Source organism: Gracilibacillus suaedae (assembly GCF_017599345.1).
Classification (GTDB): Bacteria; Bacillota; Bacilli; order Bacillales; family Amphibacillaceae; genus Gracilibacillus; species Gracilibacillus suaedae.
On sequence record NZ_JAGFVL010000039.1, the window covers coordinates 151,057 to 169,479 of the forward strand.

Sequence of the window (18,423 nt, forward strand, 5' to 3'; positions counted from 1 at the left end):
TTTATCCCAAAGCACATGTACAGGCCGTTCCATTCCATTTCCTCCTAAAATTTTAATATAATATTTATATAAAAAAGCAAAAAGCTTTTTATGCTCGGTCATTTAATCGATTACGTAATCGATTAAATAATTAAAGTAAAAAAATCTTTTAAATAGATTTCCTTACTTTAAGTTGAGCTTTCAATTTGATATGATTCGCTTTTTTTTGATTTTTATTATTGATACGATTTAAAATACATTCAGCAGCCTTAAATCCGATATCAAAGGCTGGTTGGTTTACCACTGATAATGGTGGTGTAGTTATTTTAGTCCAATCATAATTATCATATCCAACCACTGCAATATCTTCTGGCATTTGCAAACCATTATCTTGTATACATTTAACTGCCCCCATCGTCATAATGTTATTTGCAATAAATAATGAGTCAATATTGTTACCAATAAGCTTGTCTGTTAATTCATAACCAGATTGAAAAGAAGAAAGTCCTAATTCAATAAACTTGTCGTTAAACTGGATATGATTATCTTTCAGTGCTTGTTTGTATCCTTCAAATCTTTCATTAGTTGTTGTAATACCTAATTCAGAACTGATAAAACCGATTTTCTTATACCCTGAAGTCACTAATTTCGTCACACCGTCATATGTTCCTTGGAAATTATCAACCAATACATAATCACCTTTATAATTAATCGGTAACCTATCTATCATTACTATTGGGAAGTGATTGTCCAATACTTCCTGGATATGGACAAAATCATCATTTGTTGGTGCTAATATTAATCCATCTACTAATTGGGTGTTAAACATTTTTATTCTATTTATTTCTTCTTGCATATCTTCTTTAGAGTTACTTAATATCAAGTTATATCCTTTTCTGTTTAAATTTGCTTCAATCCCTTCAGCAATTGACATAAAAAATGATTTAGATGTATCATCTTTTTTTACAGGAATTAAAAAACCTATTGTATTGGTCTTCGTACTTCTTAAGCTTCTAGCAGCAGAATTAGGACGATAATCTAGTTCCTCCATTACATGTACAACTCTTTCGGTAACTTCTGGAGAAACATATCTTGTTCCATTAATCACATGTGATACCGTTGCTGTAGAAACATTTGCTCTTTCAGCGACATCCTTAATTCTAATGTTTTTCTTTGAGTTATTGCCTGCCATTTCCCTCACCAATCCAACATCTTATATTGTAATCGTTTACGTAATCGATTAACCAAATTGTAATATTTCTTGATTTATAAGTCAATACTTTTTTCAAAATAATCCATCATTCTTTAATGTTTCTATATCCAGTAGCAGGTAATAGTATTGCAGAAGAAATAAATCTCAATGCATCGTATATTGGTTCAATTTTCAAAAGAGCGACCAACACAAACATTCCAAAATATATTACGAAAATCAGAATGGAGCGAGCAAAAGAATTACTAGAAAATCCACAACTTAAAATAAAAGATATTAGTGAACTAGTGGGTTATGCTAATCAATATTACTTTAGTGCAAGTTTTAAAAAATATTATGGTAAAACTCCCTCAGAATTTCGATCATAAATTTTATAATATACTGGTGCAGATAGTGGGTCAAAGCGGAGCAAAACTGACCTCTTTTAATAATCAATAGAATGATAATATATTGCCGAGGTTATGCAAAGTTCCTTTTTATTAATATTGTATAAGATGCATTAAACTTTTTATCATCTGCACAATTAAGGAAAATTTAAGTATCGCGGACTTTTGAGCAACTGAATAAGGATGTAAACCTGAGGATAGTTCCTCTAGAAATCTCGTCAGCAATTCCTTCCTCTAGACCATCCAAATAACAATTACCCAAAACCACTCTCCTAGGTATGTAGGAACGCTATCCACATAGATGAAGGTGAGGAAAGTGTGCCAATAAACAAAAATGATAGAAGGATAGTTACAGATAGGAGTCCCAAAATGATGATCCTTTTCCTTTATACACGGACTATTTAAAGTTCATAAAACAAATATCAGAACAGATAACCGGTGTTCACCCTTTCGGAATTTATAATATGCTAAGGCTAAGGCAACGATAGCGTATATAGCCCATACATGAATTCCTCCGTAAAAAAATACATATCTCATTGCTTCCTTCTGAGCAGCATTTGTGCCCCTTCAGCAAGAGGAGACTGGTCCCGAACCGTCCCCCTGTTTCACGCTAAGGTTGAAAAGCGTTCTTGGTCAATCTGCCATTTGAGAGGTTTTTGCTTTAAAAATCTTCTGAGTTCTTCCAACATATATTGTCCCATCCGGCCACATTCTGCTCCTTCGCTTCCTGCCAGGTGTGGGGTTAGCACAACATTTTTCATTGCGTATAAAACAGAGTTTGCCGGAGGTGGTTCTGGATTGGTTACATCCAATACGGCTGTTAAGTCTGGCCGGTTATGGAGGACTTCGATCATTTCTTGCTGATTAACGATGGCACCGCGTGCAGTATTAATGAAACTGGCATTCTCCTTCATCCTTCGAAAATGTTTACCTTCGATAAGATTTCTTGTCTCTTCTAACAACGGGGCATGGAGAGAAACAATATCACAATGTTCAAATATAGTGTCTATCGTAGTCGGTGTTACTTGATAATGTTCTGCCTCCTCCTTCGTCATAAAAGGATCATAAGCATAGACATCAAGATCAAAGTGCTTTAATAATTCGCACACACCCCTTCCAACCGTACTCATCGATATAATCCCGACCTTACTGCGAAAACCTCCACTTAAGTGATATGGTTTTGAAGGATAAGCACGATTCTCCTCGATCATCCTTACAAAATGCCAGCCACGTTTCAGGCAAAATAATATTTGCGATAATGTAAATTCTACTACAGGAACAGAATTCGCATAAACAGCGTTTGTGATCGTTATATTTCTTTTCCAAACAGCATCTGTGATAATCGCCTTTAAGGAACCTGCCGCATAAAAGAAAGCTTGAAGATTTGGCGCTGCCCTAAGAAAAGTCTCATCTAATTTTGGACCTCCCCATCCAGAAAAAATAACATCTACGTCTTTTAAAACAGAAAGATCTGACTCCACCTCCTCAGCACTCATCACGTCACGATCTATGTCAACAAGCTGACGAATTTCACTTCTGATCGAATCAGAATAAACAAGTGGAAAAGATTCTTTATTCATAATATAGATACCTTTCACACGATCCCCACCTTTTTTATTTAATAGATTGATAAATTGGAAAGTCTTGATCATTCCAAGCTTTTTTGCCTGTCCAGTCTTCTGCAGGCGCTTTCCAAAATGATGCATTTACATCAAGACCCAATGGCAAATATATAAAAGTAGCTAAATACAGACTGCCTGTCGATATGTAATGCTCTCCGATTGTCTTCTGATGTCCAGTCAAACCGATTGTCAACCAGCCGTTTTCATCAAACATATGGTGTGACTGAAACGTACGCCTAATGACAGCTGTTAACCCTTCTCTCACCTGAGCCTCATGAAGAGAAGGTGGTAATTTACAGAGAAGAGCCTGGTTGGCTAAATGATGAAAGGCTCCAAAACGATAGGCAAGTGACCGTCCAATTGGCGGGAACGTTCCTTCTGGAGAAATCAATCGTTCCTGATACAACGCATATTGCTTTGCTCTTTCAATCAAAATTTCTCGTTTCTCCTGCCATTCAGAATATTCTTCACCAACCACATCGACAATATCAACCAGAAACGGCTGAATCACATAACTATTATAATAATCGGCATGATAAGCAGGTCCATCACTGTAATGCCCATCACCTACATACCATTGTTCAAATTGTTTTAAGGCATAATCAATCCGCATTGGATCCCAATCTTTTTCCCCTATTCGGTATAAGCATGCTTCAATCATCGCTGAAAACAATAACCAATTTGAAAAGTGTGGTTTGTAAGCACGTGTCTGCTTTAAGGCAGTAATAACCTTTTTTTGGGTCGAGGGATCTAATTTCTCCCATAGTTGAGTTGGCGCACGCAGTATTGCTTGCGCAAAGAAGGCGGTATCAACTAGCGGCTGACCTTGATCCGAAAAATTCATATAATCAGGGGAAATCGGATCTACCGCATGAGCAATTCCCTGGCGAACTTTCTCAGCAAAACTTGCTTGTAATTTCGCCTCTTCCGGATCACCACACTCATGTTCCAGCCACAGACTGATTCCATTAATGGTACGGGCAAACGCCTCTAATTGCGAATAGTGCTCACGACCTGCCCCTTCGACTTCCTCGACAGGCATTCGCTTTTTCAATTCCCCAACACTTGCGGCGTCTATGACTGGTTTTACTATCTGTTGCATCGTTGTTATCCAATATTTTCGAGTATCCATGTTTCTGACTCCTTTTGCCATTATTTTTCATGTCGGACAATTAACTCTTTTCGATTTTTAATTTGTATCATCGCTCTGTAGGCAAACCACATAATAATTAAGCTTGAGGCACTTCCAACAAATAAAAAGAAGACGCCGGGTAAATAAAGTGTAATAATTAAAAATCCTATCAAATTTATCATTATTAGGAAAGTTTGCATTGGTGCAGATAAAGCAATTATAAAAGAGAATATTAACGATTCGATCAATCGCACATCATAATGAATATACGTTGGGAATACGTACAAAAAGATAATAATAACCAAAAAAGATACTACAAATAAAAAAAATAACAAAATACTCCCAAGAAATTGACCTAATACTTGTGTGAATTGCAGATTGAGATAAATTAACGAAAATAATAAAATAAATGGAATACCCAATATATTTGATGACTTAAAATTATTTTTATACACATTCCAAAAGTACGGCAATATAGCAAATGACGTATTGCCTCTTATCCATTTTCGCTCCACCGCAAACATAGCCGTTAATGCAGGAAAGAATCCACCAATAACTAACCCCAGTAGGCTAAAAAAGATCCATAATAAATTTAAGTAAGTTAGTCTTGTTAACCATACCATTGACCGATAAATAAAACCATCTGGATGCATAGCGATCATTCCTCTTAAAAAAGATTTAATTATAGTACAAAAAGGGAGGAATTACCTCCCTTTTTGTTTACCTTCATTTATCATGATGCTAAGCGTTTGTAAGCCTATTACATACTTTAAGTAAACTAAGGTGGTTGGAACAATTAACCCGTTGACAAGTTTTGTTAACAATCCATTGGAATCAATAATTCCCAAAGATTAAAGAGTATAGTATTACTTTACTCATTTGCGATTTTCTAACCATTCCATACTTTCTTCTTGCGCCTTTTCTAGTGCTTCTTGTGCCGACCTTTCACCTGTTAGAGCAGCTTCCACTTCAGAAGTTAGGATGAAACGAGGTTGAGAAGATGCCCAATGATATCGAGGAGTCGTATACGGTGTACTCATTGCCTCAATTGTTGGAGCCATTAGATTTTCAACTTCAGCATAGCTATCCCAGTTTTCTACAGCTTTTATGGAAGGATTTGCATCAGATTCTTCAAATATATATTGCTGTACAGTCTCACTCGTTGCAAATTTCATCCATTCCCAAGCTAATTCCTTGTTTTCACTGTCGGCAGCCATAGTGATAGGAGACCCAGCAAACATACCACCTATGCCGTCATCATTCTTGAATTCCTGAACAATACCAATTCTGTCAGTTAAGCCTTGTGCTTTGGCTTGAATAATTAATCCGGGTCCTTGATTTAACATAATGCCAATATTATTGTCATGTGTTAACCATTTTTCTGAACCTTGATTACTCACTAAACCTTCTGGTGCGTATTCTTGCATTTCAAGTAACCACTCAAGACCAGAGACCATTTCAGGACTATCGAATTCAAACTCAACTTCATCCCATGCAAAGCCTGTTCCCCATCGTCCATTTTGTCCTTCAGCAAGGTTAACTAATGTAAAAGCAGAAGACCAGTCACCTCGGAACCAGATTCCGTGGTTTTCCTCACCAGTTTCAGGATTTGTACCCGTCAATTGCTTTGCCTTTTCGGCAACTTCATCCATAGTAGGATAATCCGACAAATATTCTACTCCCCACTCATCAAATAGCTGTTTATCATAAGCAATAAAACGAGCATCACCTAAAAATGGTAAACCATATACATCCAATTCATCACTATCAGGTCCTAATGCCATCCAACCTTCCATCTGATTATCAATGAAAATATCGGTTGTGAACTCATCATCTTCATCTATCCAAGGTTGTAGCGGTTCAAGCAATCCTTGTGCTGCAAAGTCTGCGATACCAGGCATTTGATACACATCTGCGTCACCAGAAGTTAACATTGCTTGTGTTTTTTCCGTATACCCTTCCCACGGCATCAGTGTAAATTCGACAGTAGCACCAGGATGCTCAGATTCGAATTGATCTTTAATATCCTGTAAACCTTTTCTACTTTCACCAGTAGTTGGATCTGTTGAATCTTCCAGATCAAAGTCCCCGATCAATTGAACATTGATCGATTGACCTTCCCAATTCTCTCCACCTTCAGAACTTGCTTCTTCTCCATTACCATTACTTTCTTCATTCATATCAGAACCTGCATCAGACTCTCCACCTGTTTCATCATCAGAACTACAAGCTGTCATAATAACCATTGAAAATAACAACGCAATCACTAACCATAATGACCATTTGATTTTTTTCACTTTTTTACCCCCTGTTAATTTGTAGGTTGAATAGTTGACTGAAAGCTGAGTTATCTATTCCCCCTTTACTCCACTTAAAGCGATACTTTGAATAATGTATCTTTGTAAGAAAAGATACAATACTACGATTGGTATTATACTAACAGTGGCTAATGCCATCGTTAAACCACCTAAACTAGTACCATTCTCGAGTGAAAAACTTGCGAGATATAGTGGTACAGTGTGAAGCTCTTGATCGTTAAGAACTACTAATGGCCACATAAAATCATTCCAACTCCAAATAAAAGAAAGAATAACCATTGTTGCCGCAATCGGTCCAGCTAACGGTAAATAAACAGTAAAGAAAATACGAAATTCACCAGCTCCATCTATTTGTGCGGCCTCTCTAAGTGTGGTCGGCAATTGATCAAAGAATTGCTTACATAAAAAGATAAGCATCCCATTGATTACCGTTGGCAAGATTAATGGCCAAAAAGAGTTTAATAAACCAAAAGAGTTAAATAATGTGTATAATGGAATCAATCTTGGTTCCATTGGAATCATCAAAGTACACAATACTAAAATGAAAAGTAATCTTTTGTATTTAAATCTTCCTTTCGAAAAGGCATAACCTGCTAATAAGGAAGCACCTACCTGAAGAGCAACAGAACTTGTCGTTACTATTCCAGAATTAATATATGATTGAATCAAACGACCATTTTCGAATACAATTCCGAAGTTAAATGATGAGATTTCCTCTGGAATCAGTCGTGGTGGAAAAGGCATCGTAATATTTGCAGTTCGATCAAATCCTACACTCACCATCCATATAAAAGGCATCATTAACAGCACACCGAATATTAACAGGATTACGAACTTTACTGTTCCAGTTAGTTTGTCCATCGACTTTTGATTCATTTTCTTACCTCCCTTACCTCTACAGGTTCATTTTAGATACTTTTAAATTAATAAAAGTAAAGATTAAAATAATGATAAACATAATATATGTTGCTGCCGAGGCGATACCAAATTCAAATCCTGTAAAACCTCGTTCATAAATGAAGGCCCCCATGGTTTGAATTGACCGAGCAGGACTACCGTTCGGTCCACCAAGCACATACACTTCATTAAAACGTTGCAAACCACCGATCCAACCTGTGATCAATAAGAAAGCGAAAGTACCTGACATATTAGGAATTGTGATAAATAGCCATTGTTGTATCCGACTGGCACCATCAATTCTTGCAGCTTCATACATTTCAGGTGAGATCGCTTGCAAATTAGCTAAACAAATAATGATGACAAAACCAATCCAATGCCATACTGCTAATAGAATTACACCCCATTTGGAGGTAGACGGATCTGAGAACCATGAAGATGTTGGCAAACCGATAGCATCTAAAGCATAGTTTGCAACTCCCATCTCTGGGTGTAATACAAATTGAAAAATCATCGCAGCTGCTACAATTGATGTTACATTCGGTAAAAAATAAACAACTTTAAAAAAGTTCTGACCTCTTCGAACCGAATTAATCATAGAAGCAAAAATGAATCCTAATGGAATAGTTATTGCAATTTGGCAGAATGCAATAAAGAAAGTGTTCCAGACAGTATTCCAAAATGTTTTAGATGTTAAAACGAGTTGGAAGTTTTTTAATCCTATGAAATTTTCAATCGTACCATTCGATTGGAAAAAGCTTAATCGAAATGATTCTAATATTGGATAAACCATAAATAATAAAATACCTACAAAACTTGGCAACAAAAATAGATACCATGAAAAAGCGGATTTTCTCTTTTTCTTTTTAATAGTTTCTACATTTTCGTTAGACAACACGGATACATTCGTTCCCATTTCTGCTCTGTCTTTATTCAAGACTTTCCCTCCCATTCTAAATCAGCTTTTTCTAATACAACTAATTGTCCTACTGAACATTCTGATTTTATATAATACAAGGATATCGTGATTGAGAATGTATTACTTGACACTAGTTGCACTATTTATTAAAGCGGTTGCATAAAATTGCTCCCTTAACCAGTCGTGTTTTCGGCATTGACCTTTCTCTCATTTTATTACGATAAGCAGAGGGTGAAATTAAATAGCATTCTCGAAACTTTCGACTAAAATGTGAGGAGCTATCAAATCCAGCCTCTATTGCTATCTCTAATATCGATTTATTTGATTGCATTTCTAATAAATATTTTGCTCGTGCTAAGCGACGATGCACTAAATGCTGCATAATGGTCATACCTGTGATATCTTTGAATATTCTTGACATATAGTACTTACTTATATGAAGGGAACTAGCGATGTCATCCAATGAAATATCATCTTGAAAATGCTGGTCAATCCATGAAATAATACGATTAACATGACAACTCTTTTCATTATTGTCTGACGGAACACTATTTAATTTTCCTTTGCTTAATTCATATATTATAAATAATAATTCAATCAATAATGTCGAAATTTCCGCTTCCAATAAACGCTTTTGAATCTCCGTTTTATGATGATCTCTTTGCTGGATTTGTTTAATTTGCATTTTTTTAACCAGTTGCATTATTTTTTCATATACCACCCTATCCACATTTCGTAATAATGAATTCGATAATTCATCGAAAGGTGATAAGAGCTCTGGTGCATTCATTTTATCGAGAATCGGCCGAATCCACTCATCAGAAAATTCAATAACACTTCGTTCATATGGACAATTAGGTTCTGGTGAAGGTCCATGTAAACTCGAGCCATTCATAATAAATATGTCATTTTTCTGCAAATCAATAATGTCATCATTAATCAATAATTTGCAATCCCCATTGTGATAAAAATAAATTTCATAAAAATTATGAGAATGGACAAAAAAATCTTGTTTTTGAAAATCAACATCAACCATTCGATAGACAATATTAAACTTCTCAATTGACTCATATATGTTTTCCATGACCTAATCCCCCTCGTTTTATGCGTGCTTATAGATCACGAAAATATGATCTAAACATGTATTTGCTCGTGCTAACCCATTCAGAAAATCATTCCTCTGGCATTCAATAGAAATTCTTTTGTGGTAGCCAATTTTATCTAGCTGATTTTTCAAAGCACATACGGGTAATCACCTGTTCCTGGTGCCATTCTTCCACTATCAGCTACGTGCACATGCTGTAAATAAGACCTTGCTGTTTCGATATTTTCAAGGGGTTCATTTTCTTCCATCATATGATATAAATTTGCTAGAACTTGAATAGGTGGACGGTTCATTTTTCCTGCGAGAACAACTGCTTCTGACACACTAGTAATAACATTGCTTTCTTTTTTGTTTAATGGTTCGATAACGATTGTTATCCCTATTGGCTCTATCGAGGCTACTGAAAAACCCCACTAATTTTTAAACATTGAAAATGCAATCGCTGTTACTGTATGCATTTTCTTTATCGCTTATTAAAATAGTATCAATTTTAAAGATTCAATGTTTAAATCTTATTGCTCTTCATTTGACTGAAATTGCTCAACCTTCTGATTAAATACATCAACAATTTGTCTGAACTCTACTTTTCCCAACAATGCAACATCATTCTCATATTGCTCTAAAATGATTTTTACGTTATTATATACGATAATATTTTACTCTCATAAGATTTACATAACATAGTGGAAGTTTAAAAACACCTCTCAATCCAACCTTACTATCAGTTAATTCCACATATATGAATACTCTTTGGAAAACTTGTCTTCTTATAATAAGAGGTTTATCTCATAATTGGAATTAATGAAATTTTCGTGCTAAATAATGACACAATGATAAGACACAAGAAATCATTTGGTAGGAAAAATCGCATTCAAATTAATTTACACAAATTATTTAACAGTGTTGGCAATTTCTTTCTTAGCTCCTCTAACTCTACTGTTGTGTCGCTCTGCAATAAAATTCTCGTTAGATTTAACTAAGCTTCTATCATATTCCTTCAAAATCATAGCTAAAAGCAAAAATAGAATCTAATAAACTAGCTGTAAAAAATCATCAATCTTACAACCGGAATACTGAGTATCTGGCATTCTGCATGAAGTTTTTTGAAGATGCTTATTCACACTGGCGCGACTTCGGGTTCGCAAGGAGTAAGAGTAGGTAGGGCTTACGTTGCTTAAGTTAGAAAATTCCAGTGGAACATGTACCACGGTTAAGCGAAATTCCAATTTTGAATTTCCCACCCAAGTTTATCGGGATTAAAAATAATAAATCCTATGCGTTACTTTATCAATCACTGGAAGTAATGATTCCAGCAGATGATTCGGTCCGACTCCATTGCCTCTTATGTGAAAGGATGGATTACAGAGAACTACTACAGGCATACTCTAAAAGGGCGAAAACCGATTAGATGGAATTCAATTTAGAGATTATAAAACAATCATATAGTGTTTTAAAAGTAGATTACCGCCAAGACGAAGGAAAAAAGATGGATATCAGCATGATGAGGAAGAATGGGATTTTGATAATGGAGACCTTTTAATTGTATTGGATGAGAAAGAACAGATAAATGAGCTTAAAAGAGATTTTACAGTTTTCTATAAAAATCAATAGCTTTGTAAAAATTGTTTTAAACATAAAAAGGTAGAAAGTTTAAAAGAAAAAAGAACAAAACACTGGGGATGGACAGCTTGGGAAGGTTTACCAGATAACTCGATGAAGAAATTGCAAAATAAAATTCTTGTAGGAGTACCTGAACTATCCATCTCCTTTGTTTTCCATATTTTGCTAATCAAACTTATACTTCCATTATACGGCAATTCGCCTGAACAGCAAGTGTTTCTATGTAACAATGACCGTTTGTTGTTAAACAAACTGGCAGTTTTGTGTATTAAAATTTTTGGAAGGATTTATACAAAAGTAACATACAAAAAAATAATACTTTAACCTAATTAGACAAATTACAACACTTTTCTTTATATTCATATGTTAAGATTTACTAGTATCATAAAATAAAGTAGACCGGAATAAAAACTATCAATTACAAAAGAAAATATCATAGAATTCATGCTGACAACTAAAAGGAGTGTGTGTTAAATGGAAGAAGGTCAAATTATTAGAAAAACTTTGCACGGATTAAAACAAAGATTAAATAGTGATGGAACTATTACTATACAGCAAGAAGTTGGGGGTATTTTTGAACTTCCTTGTTCTTTTCAAAACCCAGCTACAAAAGAACAAATTGAAAACTTCCAATCCGAGCATGATTGGATTTTGCCAAAAGATTATCAGAATTTCCTGTTAGAACACAATGGAGCAAGAATTTTTGAGGACTTAGATTTATATAGTTTAGAGGAATTGATTACTTTTAAAGACCCCAACTTACCCGAAGGGTGCTTTTGCATAGCCAGTTTCTTAGATAATCGTATCATAATAGATACTAGAGTTTATAAAAAAGGAATTAATGATTATTTGTTTTGTTTGGATTCAGTAGATGGCTTTGAAGATGCAATAAAATTGAATGCTAATTTTGAATTATGGTTGGATCGTTTAATTATTGCACAAGGAGTAAAATACTGGGAATGGAAAGATTCTGATACTTTCTATTACCGTTGGAGTATTTCATGATTGTTATCACAAATACCCCCTCTTAAATTAAGAGGGGGTATTCTTTAATAATTTGTCCACCAAGGGGTTACTGTACCTCGATGAAAAGATTTAGGAAGCGGTATTAAATTGGCTGGGTCATTACTACCACCATAGGCTCGGGGAATAATATGATGAATTTCAATATTATCCCAACTTCTAATTCCATATTGAGCTTCATACCAAGTTTTATAGATTTTTCTTTCAGTAGGTCCCCACTTCACTCTTTGATCCACAGGTACTTTTTTGTACTCCGCTGAAGCCGGAGCTAATAACGTTTTACCAGATTGCTCATCTACATATGAAGGGTACCATACACCTTTACTGTTAGTTAAAAATGTACCTTCAACCCAAGTAGTTGTCTTAACTGTAGGTGGATTACCAGCCCATGTAGCAACTCCATTTCCATTATATTCCCAAAACAAAGTCTGATTTACATCATAATATGCCATTACATTTTGTCCAACATAAATTTGGGCTGTTGTCCATGTTTTACTCATTCTTTTATCGCAAGTGAAATCTTCTCTTACGTCACGGCTAGAACATAAATTTTGAGAAACTGATAATGTAGCGGGTTTGGTCCCAACTACTTCTGTCACCTCAACTCCTTGAGCGACTTGTCCATTACCTGCAAACATTGCAGCAGAAATTGTTACTAAACTTGTAGATTGGGTCTCTATTCTATCAAGTTGTTCTTGGGACTTAATTTCACCACTTTTAATATTTCCTTGCTTGTCGATAGATATATATTCTTCGGTTGTGTGAACTTTCTCCATACCGTCTTTTACTTTGTCTTCTAATGAAGACTTACCTATAGAAGAGTCATCGGTTTTCTCAACGGGTGCTAATTCAATTGTGTTATCTGATATACATATCTCCCATCGTTACCTGAAGACCTTTAAAATCTATATAAGAGAGTGGGCCATCATTTGTGTCGATTTTTGTATCAGGAGGGAGATACGTTTCCGTAAACGAATTATCTTCCCCAAGTGACTCGATGTATTGGTCTCGAACCTTATCGTAATCTTCAGCGGACTTCCAATTGAATGCAGGTTCGAAAAAGGACTTCGCCGATTCGGTATCCGTTTCAATCATCAACGGATCAAGCCCTGTTGCCTGTTTAACCGAAGCGTTTTTTTGCTCATTCAGTTCTGCTTGATGTTTCGCAATATTATTTTCCACGGTGTTAAGCTCACTTATCAACGACGCGTGTTTTTCTTCCAATTCTTTTTTTACGATCCTCTGGTTCCACAGGGAAATTCCAACAAATAGAAGAAGGGTAAACCCGCCTATCCCCATTTTAGTGGAAACTTATGGAGGGACACCCATTAATCTTAGTTACATTGAGGCTGCTTTAGGGGTTGGGATGCTCATAAGCACAGCAATTATCGGTATGATCAAAATACGCCGTAGGGGATTAACATCGATTGCAGGATTAATTGCGACATTAATAGTAGCTGTAGCTTTTAGTCAAATTCCTAATTTGTATATTTTAACAGCGTTAGCGTTCTTAATTGGATTTACCATGACATTTGTATCCATCCCATTTTTCGCCTCAGCACAAGAAGATACTGATCCCCGTATTATGGGAAGGGTCATGAGTATAGTCTTTTTAGCCATGAACGGGTTTGATCCGCTTGCCTATGCAACTGTAACTCTACTCGTTTCTAGAGGATTTGATATTCAATTAGTCATTCTGTCCTTTTCTATTGTTGGATTAATAATTGCTCTTTTCATTTTATGGAGAGGGCATACATTTAGAAGTTACAAGTCTAACTATTAATTTACTTTCAGGAAAAGGCCACTTTAGATAGAAGTGGCCTTTTTTAGGTTTTATAGATAAAATAAATACACTTGTTGCATAGTAATGGTCTACTACGTAATAAAAAAGACTTGTTCCACAGCCTGGCTGATTGTGGAACAACTTTATTGTAAAAGAAATATCTTTATTGCTACGGATCTATGACAAATTATGTTCGAAGTTGTGACATTTTATATTAGAATTCACAACTGTGTAATGACAATAAAGTTGTTTGTTTTTAAATCTGAAAATACGCATTACACCGTCCGAAAATGTGGACGGTGTAAAAATAAAGTTATTTAATTTTTGGTGTAATTGCTGAATAACAGCCCATAGTTTTACAATAAAGTCGTTTAAGTTGATGGGTTGTTCAACAATCGCGCCCCTTTTGCGGAAGATAATTTCACGGTTTACTTGGTTAAATTAAAGGACTTTATTTGCCCAATTCCTGAAGATCGTTCCATCATTATTATCAAAGAAAAAAGCCTAACGTTGTTCAATAAGATTAAAAAGTCTAGATGTTGTGCTTTCTAAGTTTTTACTTCCCAAACATTTTTAGCTAATATACAAAAACCATGCTTTGACATCGTCTAAAGCATGGAAATCTTTTAAACTAATATAATCTGCTAAGTTGATTTTTAGCTCATCCGTTTATTGAATTCATTAACCGAAAGAAGTATTCAGATTTATGAGTTTTATTTAGATTATACCATGAATACAATGTATCTGGTGCAAATACATCTAATTTTTCCAGTACTTCCTTCGTAAATTCCAGAGGAGCTACTCCTGATGCAGTAACCAAATTCTCACCAGATACTGCAGGTCTCATTTCATAAAATTTTTCTCCTTTATAATTAGGACAGACCATTTTAAGATAATCTAAGTCATTGCTTGTATGCTTTCTAGAATCTAGGTACCCAAAATTCGCTAGTCCCTCAGTTGCACCACAAATTGCAGCAACAATAGTCCCAAGCTTTAAAGCATCGCCAATTTTTTTCAAGATAGGTTGATGAAAATCTTCTCCCCAAGTATTCCCTCCAGGTAAAACTAAAAGATCTTTACTCTCAAGAGTACACTCATTTAGGGAAATATCTGGTTTTATGTTCAGTCCTCCCATCGTAGTAATGATTTCTTTATTAGCACCTACTGTAATTACTTTGAAAGGTGCTAAATCCCTTTTGAAATATCTTCCTGAGTTTAGTTCAGCAATTAAATATCCATATTCCCAGTCTGACATTGTATCAAATACATAAAGATAAACTTTTTTTGCTTGCATCCAATAACACTCCCATCACAATTGATATAGCATATTATAATATAACTTCCCTGACAGCTAACGTCAGGGAAGTTATCATATTTGATGAAATTTTATTAGATCTGACAGAACTTCAATAAGTCTTTTCTTAAGACTTATTGGCTCAACAATTTGAATTGATTTACCATACGGCAAAAGTAAATAAGGTACATATGTATACATCATATCTTTTTCAAGCAGAAATACTGCTTGATTTGAAGTCCGTTTTTGTAAATAATGTCCTAAAAACCAATGTTGGCAAATATCACCTAACGTCCTTGTATTTCCATTAATAACTATAGAAATAATCCCCTCCTTATCTTCTATAGTTGGAAGGAGGTTTTTCATAAAAAAGTCCCGTGCTGAAAAATTTTCTGGGCGGTTAAACTTATTTTCTGTTAGCATTAGACTTTCAATTCGATCTACTCTAAAGCTACGGATGTCATTCCTAAGATGACAAAATCCAATCACATACCACTTATTATTCCAATATATAATTCTGTACGGATCAACCAATCTATACTTTGATTGCTCTTCGCCACTTTTATGGTATAAAATTTTTACAGAGTATCCGTTAGCTACGGCCTGCTCCAACTCCTTTAAGAAAGGTTCCATAGAGAGGGAAGTTAATTGCCTTATTACTTCAAGGCTGGTTAAATGTTGGTTTATCTTTGTTTCCTGCTCTTGATTTGAATATTTGCTTAGCTTTGAAGTAGCCCTATTTAGCGCTTCACCTCCATAATATCCGGCTTCTTCTGCAAAAACAGCAGCGTGAAATAGGGAGGTTTGCTCCTCAAAATCAAAAAAAAGTGGGGCTTCAATAAAATTATTCAATAAAGTGTATCCACCGTAATGCCCTGTGTCTGAAATTATAGGTACACCACTTGTTGAAAGTGTATCAATATAACGATACACAGTTCTTATATTCATCTCTAACTTTTCCGAAATTTGTTTTGCAGTAACTTTTTCACCTGAACTAAGCATCCATAGAATTGCTAGCATATTGTCAATTTTAGGCATACAACTCCACCTCTACACGGAATTTATTTCCATTATATATGTTTAACTGCGATATTCTATAATCGGCCCGTTAATGGAATATCGTTATGTTATTGTTACCATAAAATCACCCTTTGGACAATGTATATCCAAAGGGGTAGAACGGTGCAACTTTTTTATAAACGGTTACCACGGCACTTAACATCATTTCTAAAAGTCAGCAATATTAATATATATAATTTCTTATCCTTTGAGCCCAATTCCCTGTAGTCTCATTAGAATGTCTTACCTTGTTATGTTGTTGATTTTTCAAAAAAGAATGACTCCAACTGCCACTATTAAAGACCAGGTTGGTCAATAATTCTTGAATATGTATTTCATTTCTATAGACCGACCCCGAATAATAGAAAAACTCACGTTTGATTACTATAATTGTAATCGATAACGTGTGTTTTTTAAACAACTTTATTTGTAATTAAAAGACTTTATTGTCACTCAACACATGTGAACTCTAATATAGAATGTCATTTATCGTATAATATCTAACTTAATATGTCATATGTTGTAAAAGCTCTAATGTAATATGACATTTGTTGTTTTCGGGAGATTTTAGCTAGTCTAATGAATTTTGGTAAAGGGATTTATAATAGCTTATCTTTTTGTTTTTAAACACACCAAAAAGTTGTAGCTTTGTAAAAAAGATTGATCAAAACAAGAAAGGGTGATCCGATTGAAAAAAATCAAAAACCATTTGCACTTTCTGCAAGAAAGAGATTGATACTAAAGAAATAAGCATAATAGTTGATAAAACAGGACTATTACTTGTAGCACTTGCTTATTTACTGATGACTTGCTTAATGAAGAAATTGATTAGAGTTATCAGGCTTTATAAAAAAGATTGGTTAAAACCTATGTTATCACTTATTGAATCAGCCTGTTTTTTATAAAAAAGTTTGATCAAAAGGAAATTTAAACATTGAAAAATCAATGTTTCACTATCGATTCAGCAGTAATTTTGATCAATCTTTTTTGAATACGGTACAACTTTTTTATAAACGATCAAACTTTATTACAAACCAACAGTAATACATGGTTATTAATTATTATTACTACAAACGCAGCAAGGGCATGGTAAAACACAAGTAGTATTATATCGGTATATAAAGAAATAAGGATTAAATAGTACCAGTGAAAATAGTTACTCATGGTTCATCTATTTAATTTTTTCAATTATGAATGGTGATTAAACAATTAAATAACGAAACCCATATAATGCTAAATTCGTCTTATTATATAAAGGGGGAGTGTATCTAATGAAAAAAAAAGTATTCATTACTTTTACTGCTATATTGTTAAGTATTTCAATAGCAGGGTGTGGCAATTCTGATATGGAAGGTATTATTTTAGAAGTAACAGAAAATGAGATATTACTTTCAAAGAATCTTTCTCAAGACAAGTATGAAGATATAAAAAATAAATCAATTTCAGAGATACAGGAAGAGGAAAAGGGTATTTCTTTAATTTCTTTAGCATATGACAATACAGAGGAATGGTCAAAAGGTGATGAAGTAAAAGTATGGATTGATGGAGATATACTTGCATCCTATCCTGAGCAAGCTAAGGCTAAGAAAATCCAATTTAAAAAATAAGTTTCTCAACAATTTACCCTTTTTTCCAAAACTTAAAACTTTGTTAAATTAACGATGTATAAAAAATGAACAAGAGCCAAATCCTATAGTATAAAGGGCTTGGCTCTTTGTCTTACTTCGTATAGTTGATGTTATATTAACTGAATTTGTATTTAATATTCATATCAAATTGATTACAAAAGTAATATCCAAAAAATCTAATCAAATAGCATATTTGTAAATCCATCACTTAACGGTGTAGCTAATAGTCTATATACTCCTGAAGTTGTTCTCCTTGATGTTGCTGCAAAAATATATCCCCGATTCTCACTCGTCATTCGATCAAACCATGAACCGGTTACACTAGATTGGACAAGTTAGTTAAGGTCAGATAAACTTGGTTCAAATAAAAGCCGAGGAGTTTTAAAATGACCAGAAGAATGAGAAGAAGCTTTTCCAAAGAATTTAAGGAACAAATGGTACAACTGCA

At 34.5% G+C, this 18,423-nt stretch carries 17 protein-coding genes and 1 pseudogene; 4 read left to right on the plus strand and 14 right to left on the minus strand.

The window, feature by feature from the left end; translation table 11 throughout:
• Positions 1-148: 148 nt before the first annotated feature.
• Positions 149-1,171, minus strand: coding sequence for a LacI family DNA-binding transcriptional regulator (locus tag J5J03_RS11610; protein WP_208589699.1), 1,023 nt, complete (start codon positions 1,169-1,171; stop codon positions 149-151).
• A 116-nt stretch (positions 1,172-1,287) separates the two neighbouring features.
• On the opposite strand from J5J03_RS11610, the gene J5J03_RS22370 reads away from it, so the two are divergent.
• A complete protein-coding gene (locus J5J03_RS22370) occupies positions 1,288-1,557 on the plus strand; it encodes a helix-turn-helix transcriptional regulator (protein ID WP_208589701.1) in 270 nt (89 codons plus the stop codon).
• A 459-nt stretch (positions 1,558-2,016) separates the two neighbouring features.
• Here the strand turns inward: J5J03_RS22370 and J5J03_RS11620 are convergent.
• The 9 genes and pseudogenes from J5J03_RS11620 to J5J03_RS11660 form a co-directional block, all read right to left on the minus strand.
• Positions 2,017-2,139: pseudogene (locus J5J03_RS11620) on the minus strand (BCCT family transporter); the annotation flags it as partial.
• A 41-nt stretch (positions 2,140-2,180) separates the two neighbouring features.
• On the minus strand, positions 2,181-3,173 hold the full coding sequence (locus J5J03_RS11625) for a hydroxyacid dehydrogenase (RefSeq protein ID WP_331460481.1): 993 nt from the start codon (positions 3,171-3,173) through the stop codon (positions 2,181-2,183).
• 16 nt (positions 3,174-3,189) lie between these two features.
• Complete coding sequence (locus J5J03_RS11630; protein WP_208589704.1) at positions 3,190-4,329, minus strand: DUF2264 domain-containing protein; 1,140 nt, start codon at positions 4,327-4,329, stop codon at positions 3,190-3,192.
• Between the two features lie 20 nt (positions 4,330-4,349).
• On the minus strand, positions 4,350-4,982 hold the full coding sequence (locus J5J03_RS11635; protein ID WP_208589705.1) for a YesL family protein: 633 nt from the start codon (positions 4,980-4,982) through the stop codon (positions 4,350-4,352).
• Positions 4,983-5,204: 222 nt separating this feature from the next.
• The gene (locus tag J5J03_RS11640; protein WP_208589706.1) at positions 5,205-6,626 is read right to left on the minus strand and encodes an extracellular solute-binding protein; all 1,422 of its coding nucleotides are present in this window, start codon (positions 6,624-6,626) and stop codon (positions 5,205-5,207) included.
• A 54-nt stretch (positions 6,627-6,680) separates the two neighbouring features.
• On the minus strand, positions 6,681-7,523 hold the full coding sequence (locus J5J03_RS11645) for a carbohydrate ABC transporter permease (RefSeq protein WP_208589707.1): 843 nt from the start codon (positions 7,521-7,523) through the stop codon (positions 6,681-6,683).
• A gap of 19 nt (positions 7,524-7,542) precedes the next feature.
• Positions 7,543-8,481, minus strand: coding sequence for a carbohydrate ABC transporter permease (locus J5J03_RS11650; protein WP_231710707.1), 939 nt, complete (start codon positions 8,479-8,481; stop codon positions 7,543-7,545).
• A 121-nt stretch (positions 8,482-8,602) separates the two neighbouring features.
• Positions 8,603-9,547: a helix-turn-helix domain-containing protein gene (locus tag J5J03_RS11655; RefSeq protein WP_208589708.1), complete on the minus strand. Its 945-nt coding sequence runs from the start codon at positions 9,545-9,547 to the stop codon at positions 8,603-8,605.
• 149 nt (positions 9,548-9,696) lie between these two features.
• On the minus strand, positions 9,697-9,960 hold the full coding sequence (locus J5J03_RS11660) for a TIM barrel protein (protein WP_208589725.1): 264 nt from the start codon (positions 9,958-9,960) through the stop codon (positions 9,697-9,699).
• Positions 9,961-11,662: 1,702 nt separating this feature from the next.
• Between J5J03_RS11660 and J5J03_RS11665 the strand changes: the two genes are divergently transcribed.
• A complete protein-coding gene (locus J5J03_RS11665) occupies positions 11,663-12,193 on the plus strand; it encodes an SMI1/KNR4 family protein (RefSeq protein WP_208589710.1) in 531 nt (176 codons plus the stop codon).
• Positions 12,194-12,237: 44 nt separating this feature from the next.
• Here J5J03_RS11665 and J5J03_RS11670 read toward each other — a convergent pair whose 3' ends face one another.
• Together J5J03_RS11670 and J5J03_RS11675 are read right to left on the minus strand one after the other, a co-directional pair.
• Complete coding sequence (locus J5J03_RS11670) at positions 12,238-12,987, minus strand: HNH endonuclease signature motif containing protein (RefSeq protein WP_208589712.1); 750 nt, start codon at positions 12,985-12,987, stop codon at positions 12,238-12,240.
• Between the two features lie 82 nt (positions 12,988-13,069).
• Positions 13,070-13,393: a hypothetical protein gene (locus J5J03_RS11675; RefSeq protein WP_208589714.1), complete on the minus strand. Its 324-nt coding sequence runs from the start codon at positions 13,391-13,393 to the stop codon at positions 13,070-13,072.
• Between the two features lies 1 nt (position 13,394).
• On the opposite strand from J5J03_RS11675, the gene J5J03_RS11680 reads away from it, so the two are divergent.
• Positions 13,395-13,994, plus strand: a complete 600-nt coding sequence (locus J5J03_RS11680; protein ID WP_331460482.1) for an MFS transporter — start codon at positions 13,395-13,397, stop codon at positions 13,992-13,994.
• A 661-nt stretch (positions 13,995-14,655) separates the two neighbouring features.
• Here J5J03_RS11680 and J5J03_RS11685 read toward each other — a convergent pair.
• On the minus strand, positions 14,656-15,288 hold the full coding sequence (locus J5J03_RS11685) for a type 1 glutamine amidotransferase family protein (protein ID WP_208589715.1): 633 nt from the start codon (positions 15,286-15,288) through the stop codon (positions 14,656-14,658).
• Between the two features lie 75 nt (positions 15,289-15,363).
• A complete protein-coding gene (locus J5J03_RS11690) occupies positions 15,364-16,326 on the minus strand; it encodes a helix-turn-helix transcriptional regulator (protein WP_208589716.1) in 963 nt (320 codons plus the stop codon).
• A gap of 1,292 nt (positions 16,327-17,618) precedes the next feature.
• On the opposite strand from J5J03_RS11690, the gene J5J03_RS11695 reads away from it, so the two are divergent.
• Positions 17,619-17,954, plus strand: a complete 336-nt coding sequence (locus J5J03_RS11695; RefSeq protein WP_208589717.1) for a DUF3221 domain-containing protein — start codon at positions 17,619-17,621, stop codon at positions 17,952-17,954.
• Positions 17,955-18,423 lie beyond the last annotated feature (469 nt).

What these genes read in the sequence shown, in the direction of transcription:
- J5J03_RS11610 (WP_208589699.1), bottom strand. Translation starts at nt 1,171, where the DNA reads ATGGCAGGCAATAACTCAAAGAAAAACATTAGAATTAAGGATGTCGCT.
- J5J03_RS22370 (WP_208589701.1), top strand. Translation starts at nt 1,288, where the DNA reads ATGTTTCTATATCCAGTAGCAGGTAATAGTATTGCAGAAGAAATAAAT.
- J5J03_RS11630 (WP_208589704.1), bottom strand. Translation starts at nt 4,329, where the DNA reads ATGGATACTCGAAAATATTGGATAACAACGATGCAACAGATAGTAAAA.
- J5J03_RS11635 (WP_208589705.1), bottom strand. Translation starts at nt 4,982, where the DNA reads ATGCATCCAGATGGTTTTATTTATCGGTCAATGGTATGGTTAACAAGA.
- J5J03_RS11645 (WP_208589707.1), bottom strand. Translation starts at nt 7,523, where the DNA reads ATGAATCAAAAGTCGATGGACAAACTAACTGGAACAGTAAAGTTCGTA.
- J5J03_RS11655 (WP_208589708.1), bottom strand. Translation starts at nt 9,547, where the DNA reads ATGGAAAACATATATGAGTCAATTGAGAAGTTTAATATTGTCTATCGA.
- J5J03_RS11665 (WP_208589710.1), top strand. Translation starts at nt 11,663, where the DNA reads ATGGAAGAAGGTCAAATTATTAGAAAAACTTTGCACGGATTAAAACAA.
- J5J03_RS11670 (WP_208589712.1), bottom strand. Translation starts at nt 12,987, where the DNA reads ATGGAGAAAGTTCACACAACCGAAGAATATATATCTATCGACAAGCAA.
- J5J03_RS11685 (WP_208589715.1), bottom strand. Translation starts at nt 15,288, where the DNA reads ATGCAAGCAAAAAAAGTTTATCTTTATGTATTTGATACAATGTCAGAC.
- J5J03_RS11690 (WP_208589716.1), bottom strand. Translation starts at nt 16,326, where the DNA reads ATGCCTAAAATTGACAATATGCTAGCAATTCTATGGATGCTTAGTTCA.
- J5J03_RS11695 (WP_208589717.1), top strand. Translation starts at nt 17,619, where the DNA reads ATGAAAAAAAAAGTATTCATTACTTTTACTGCTATATTGTTAAGTATT.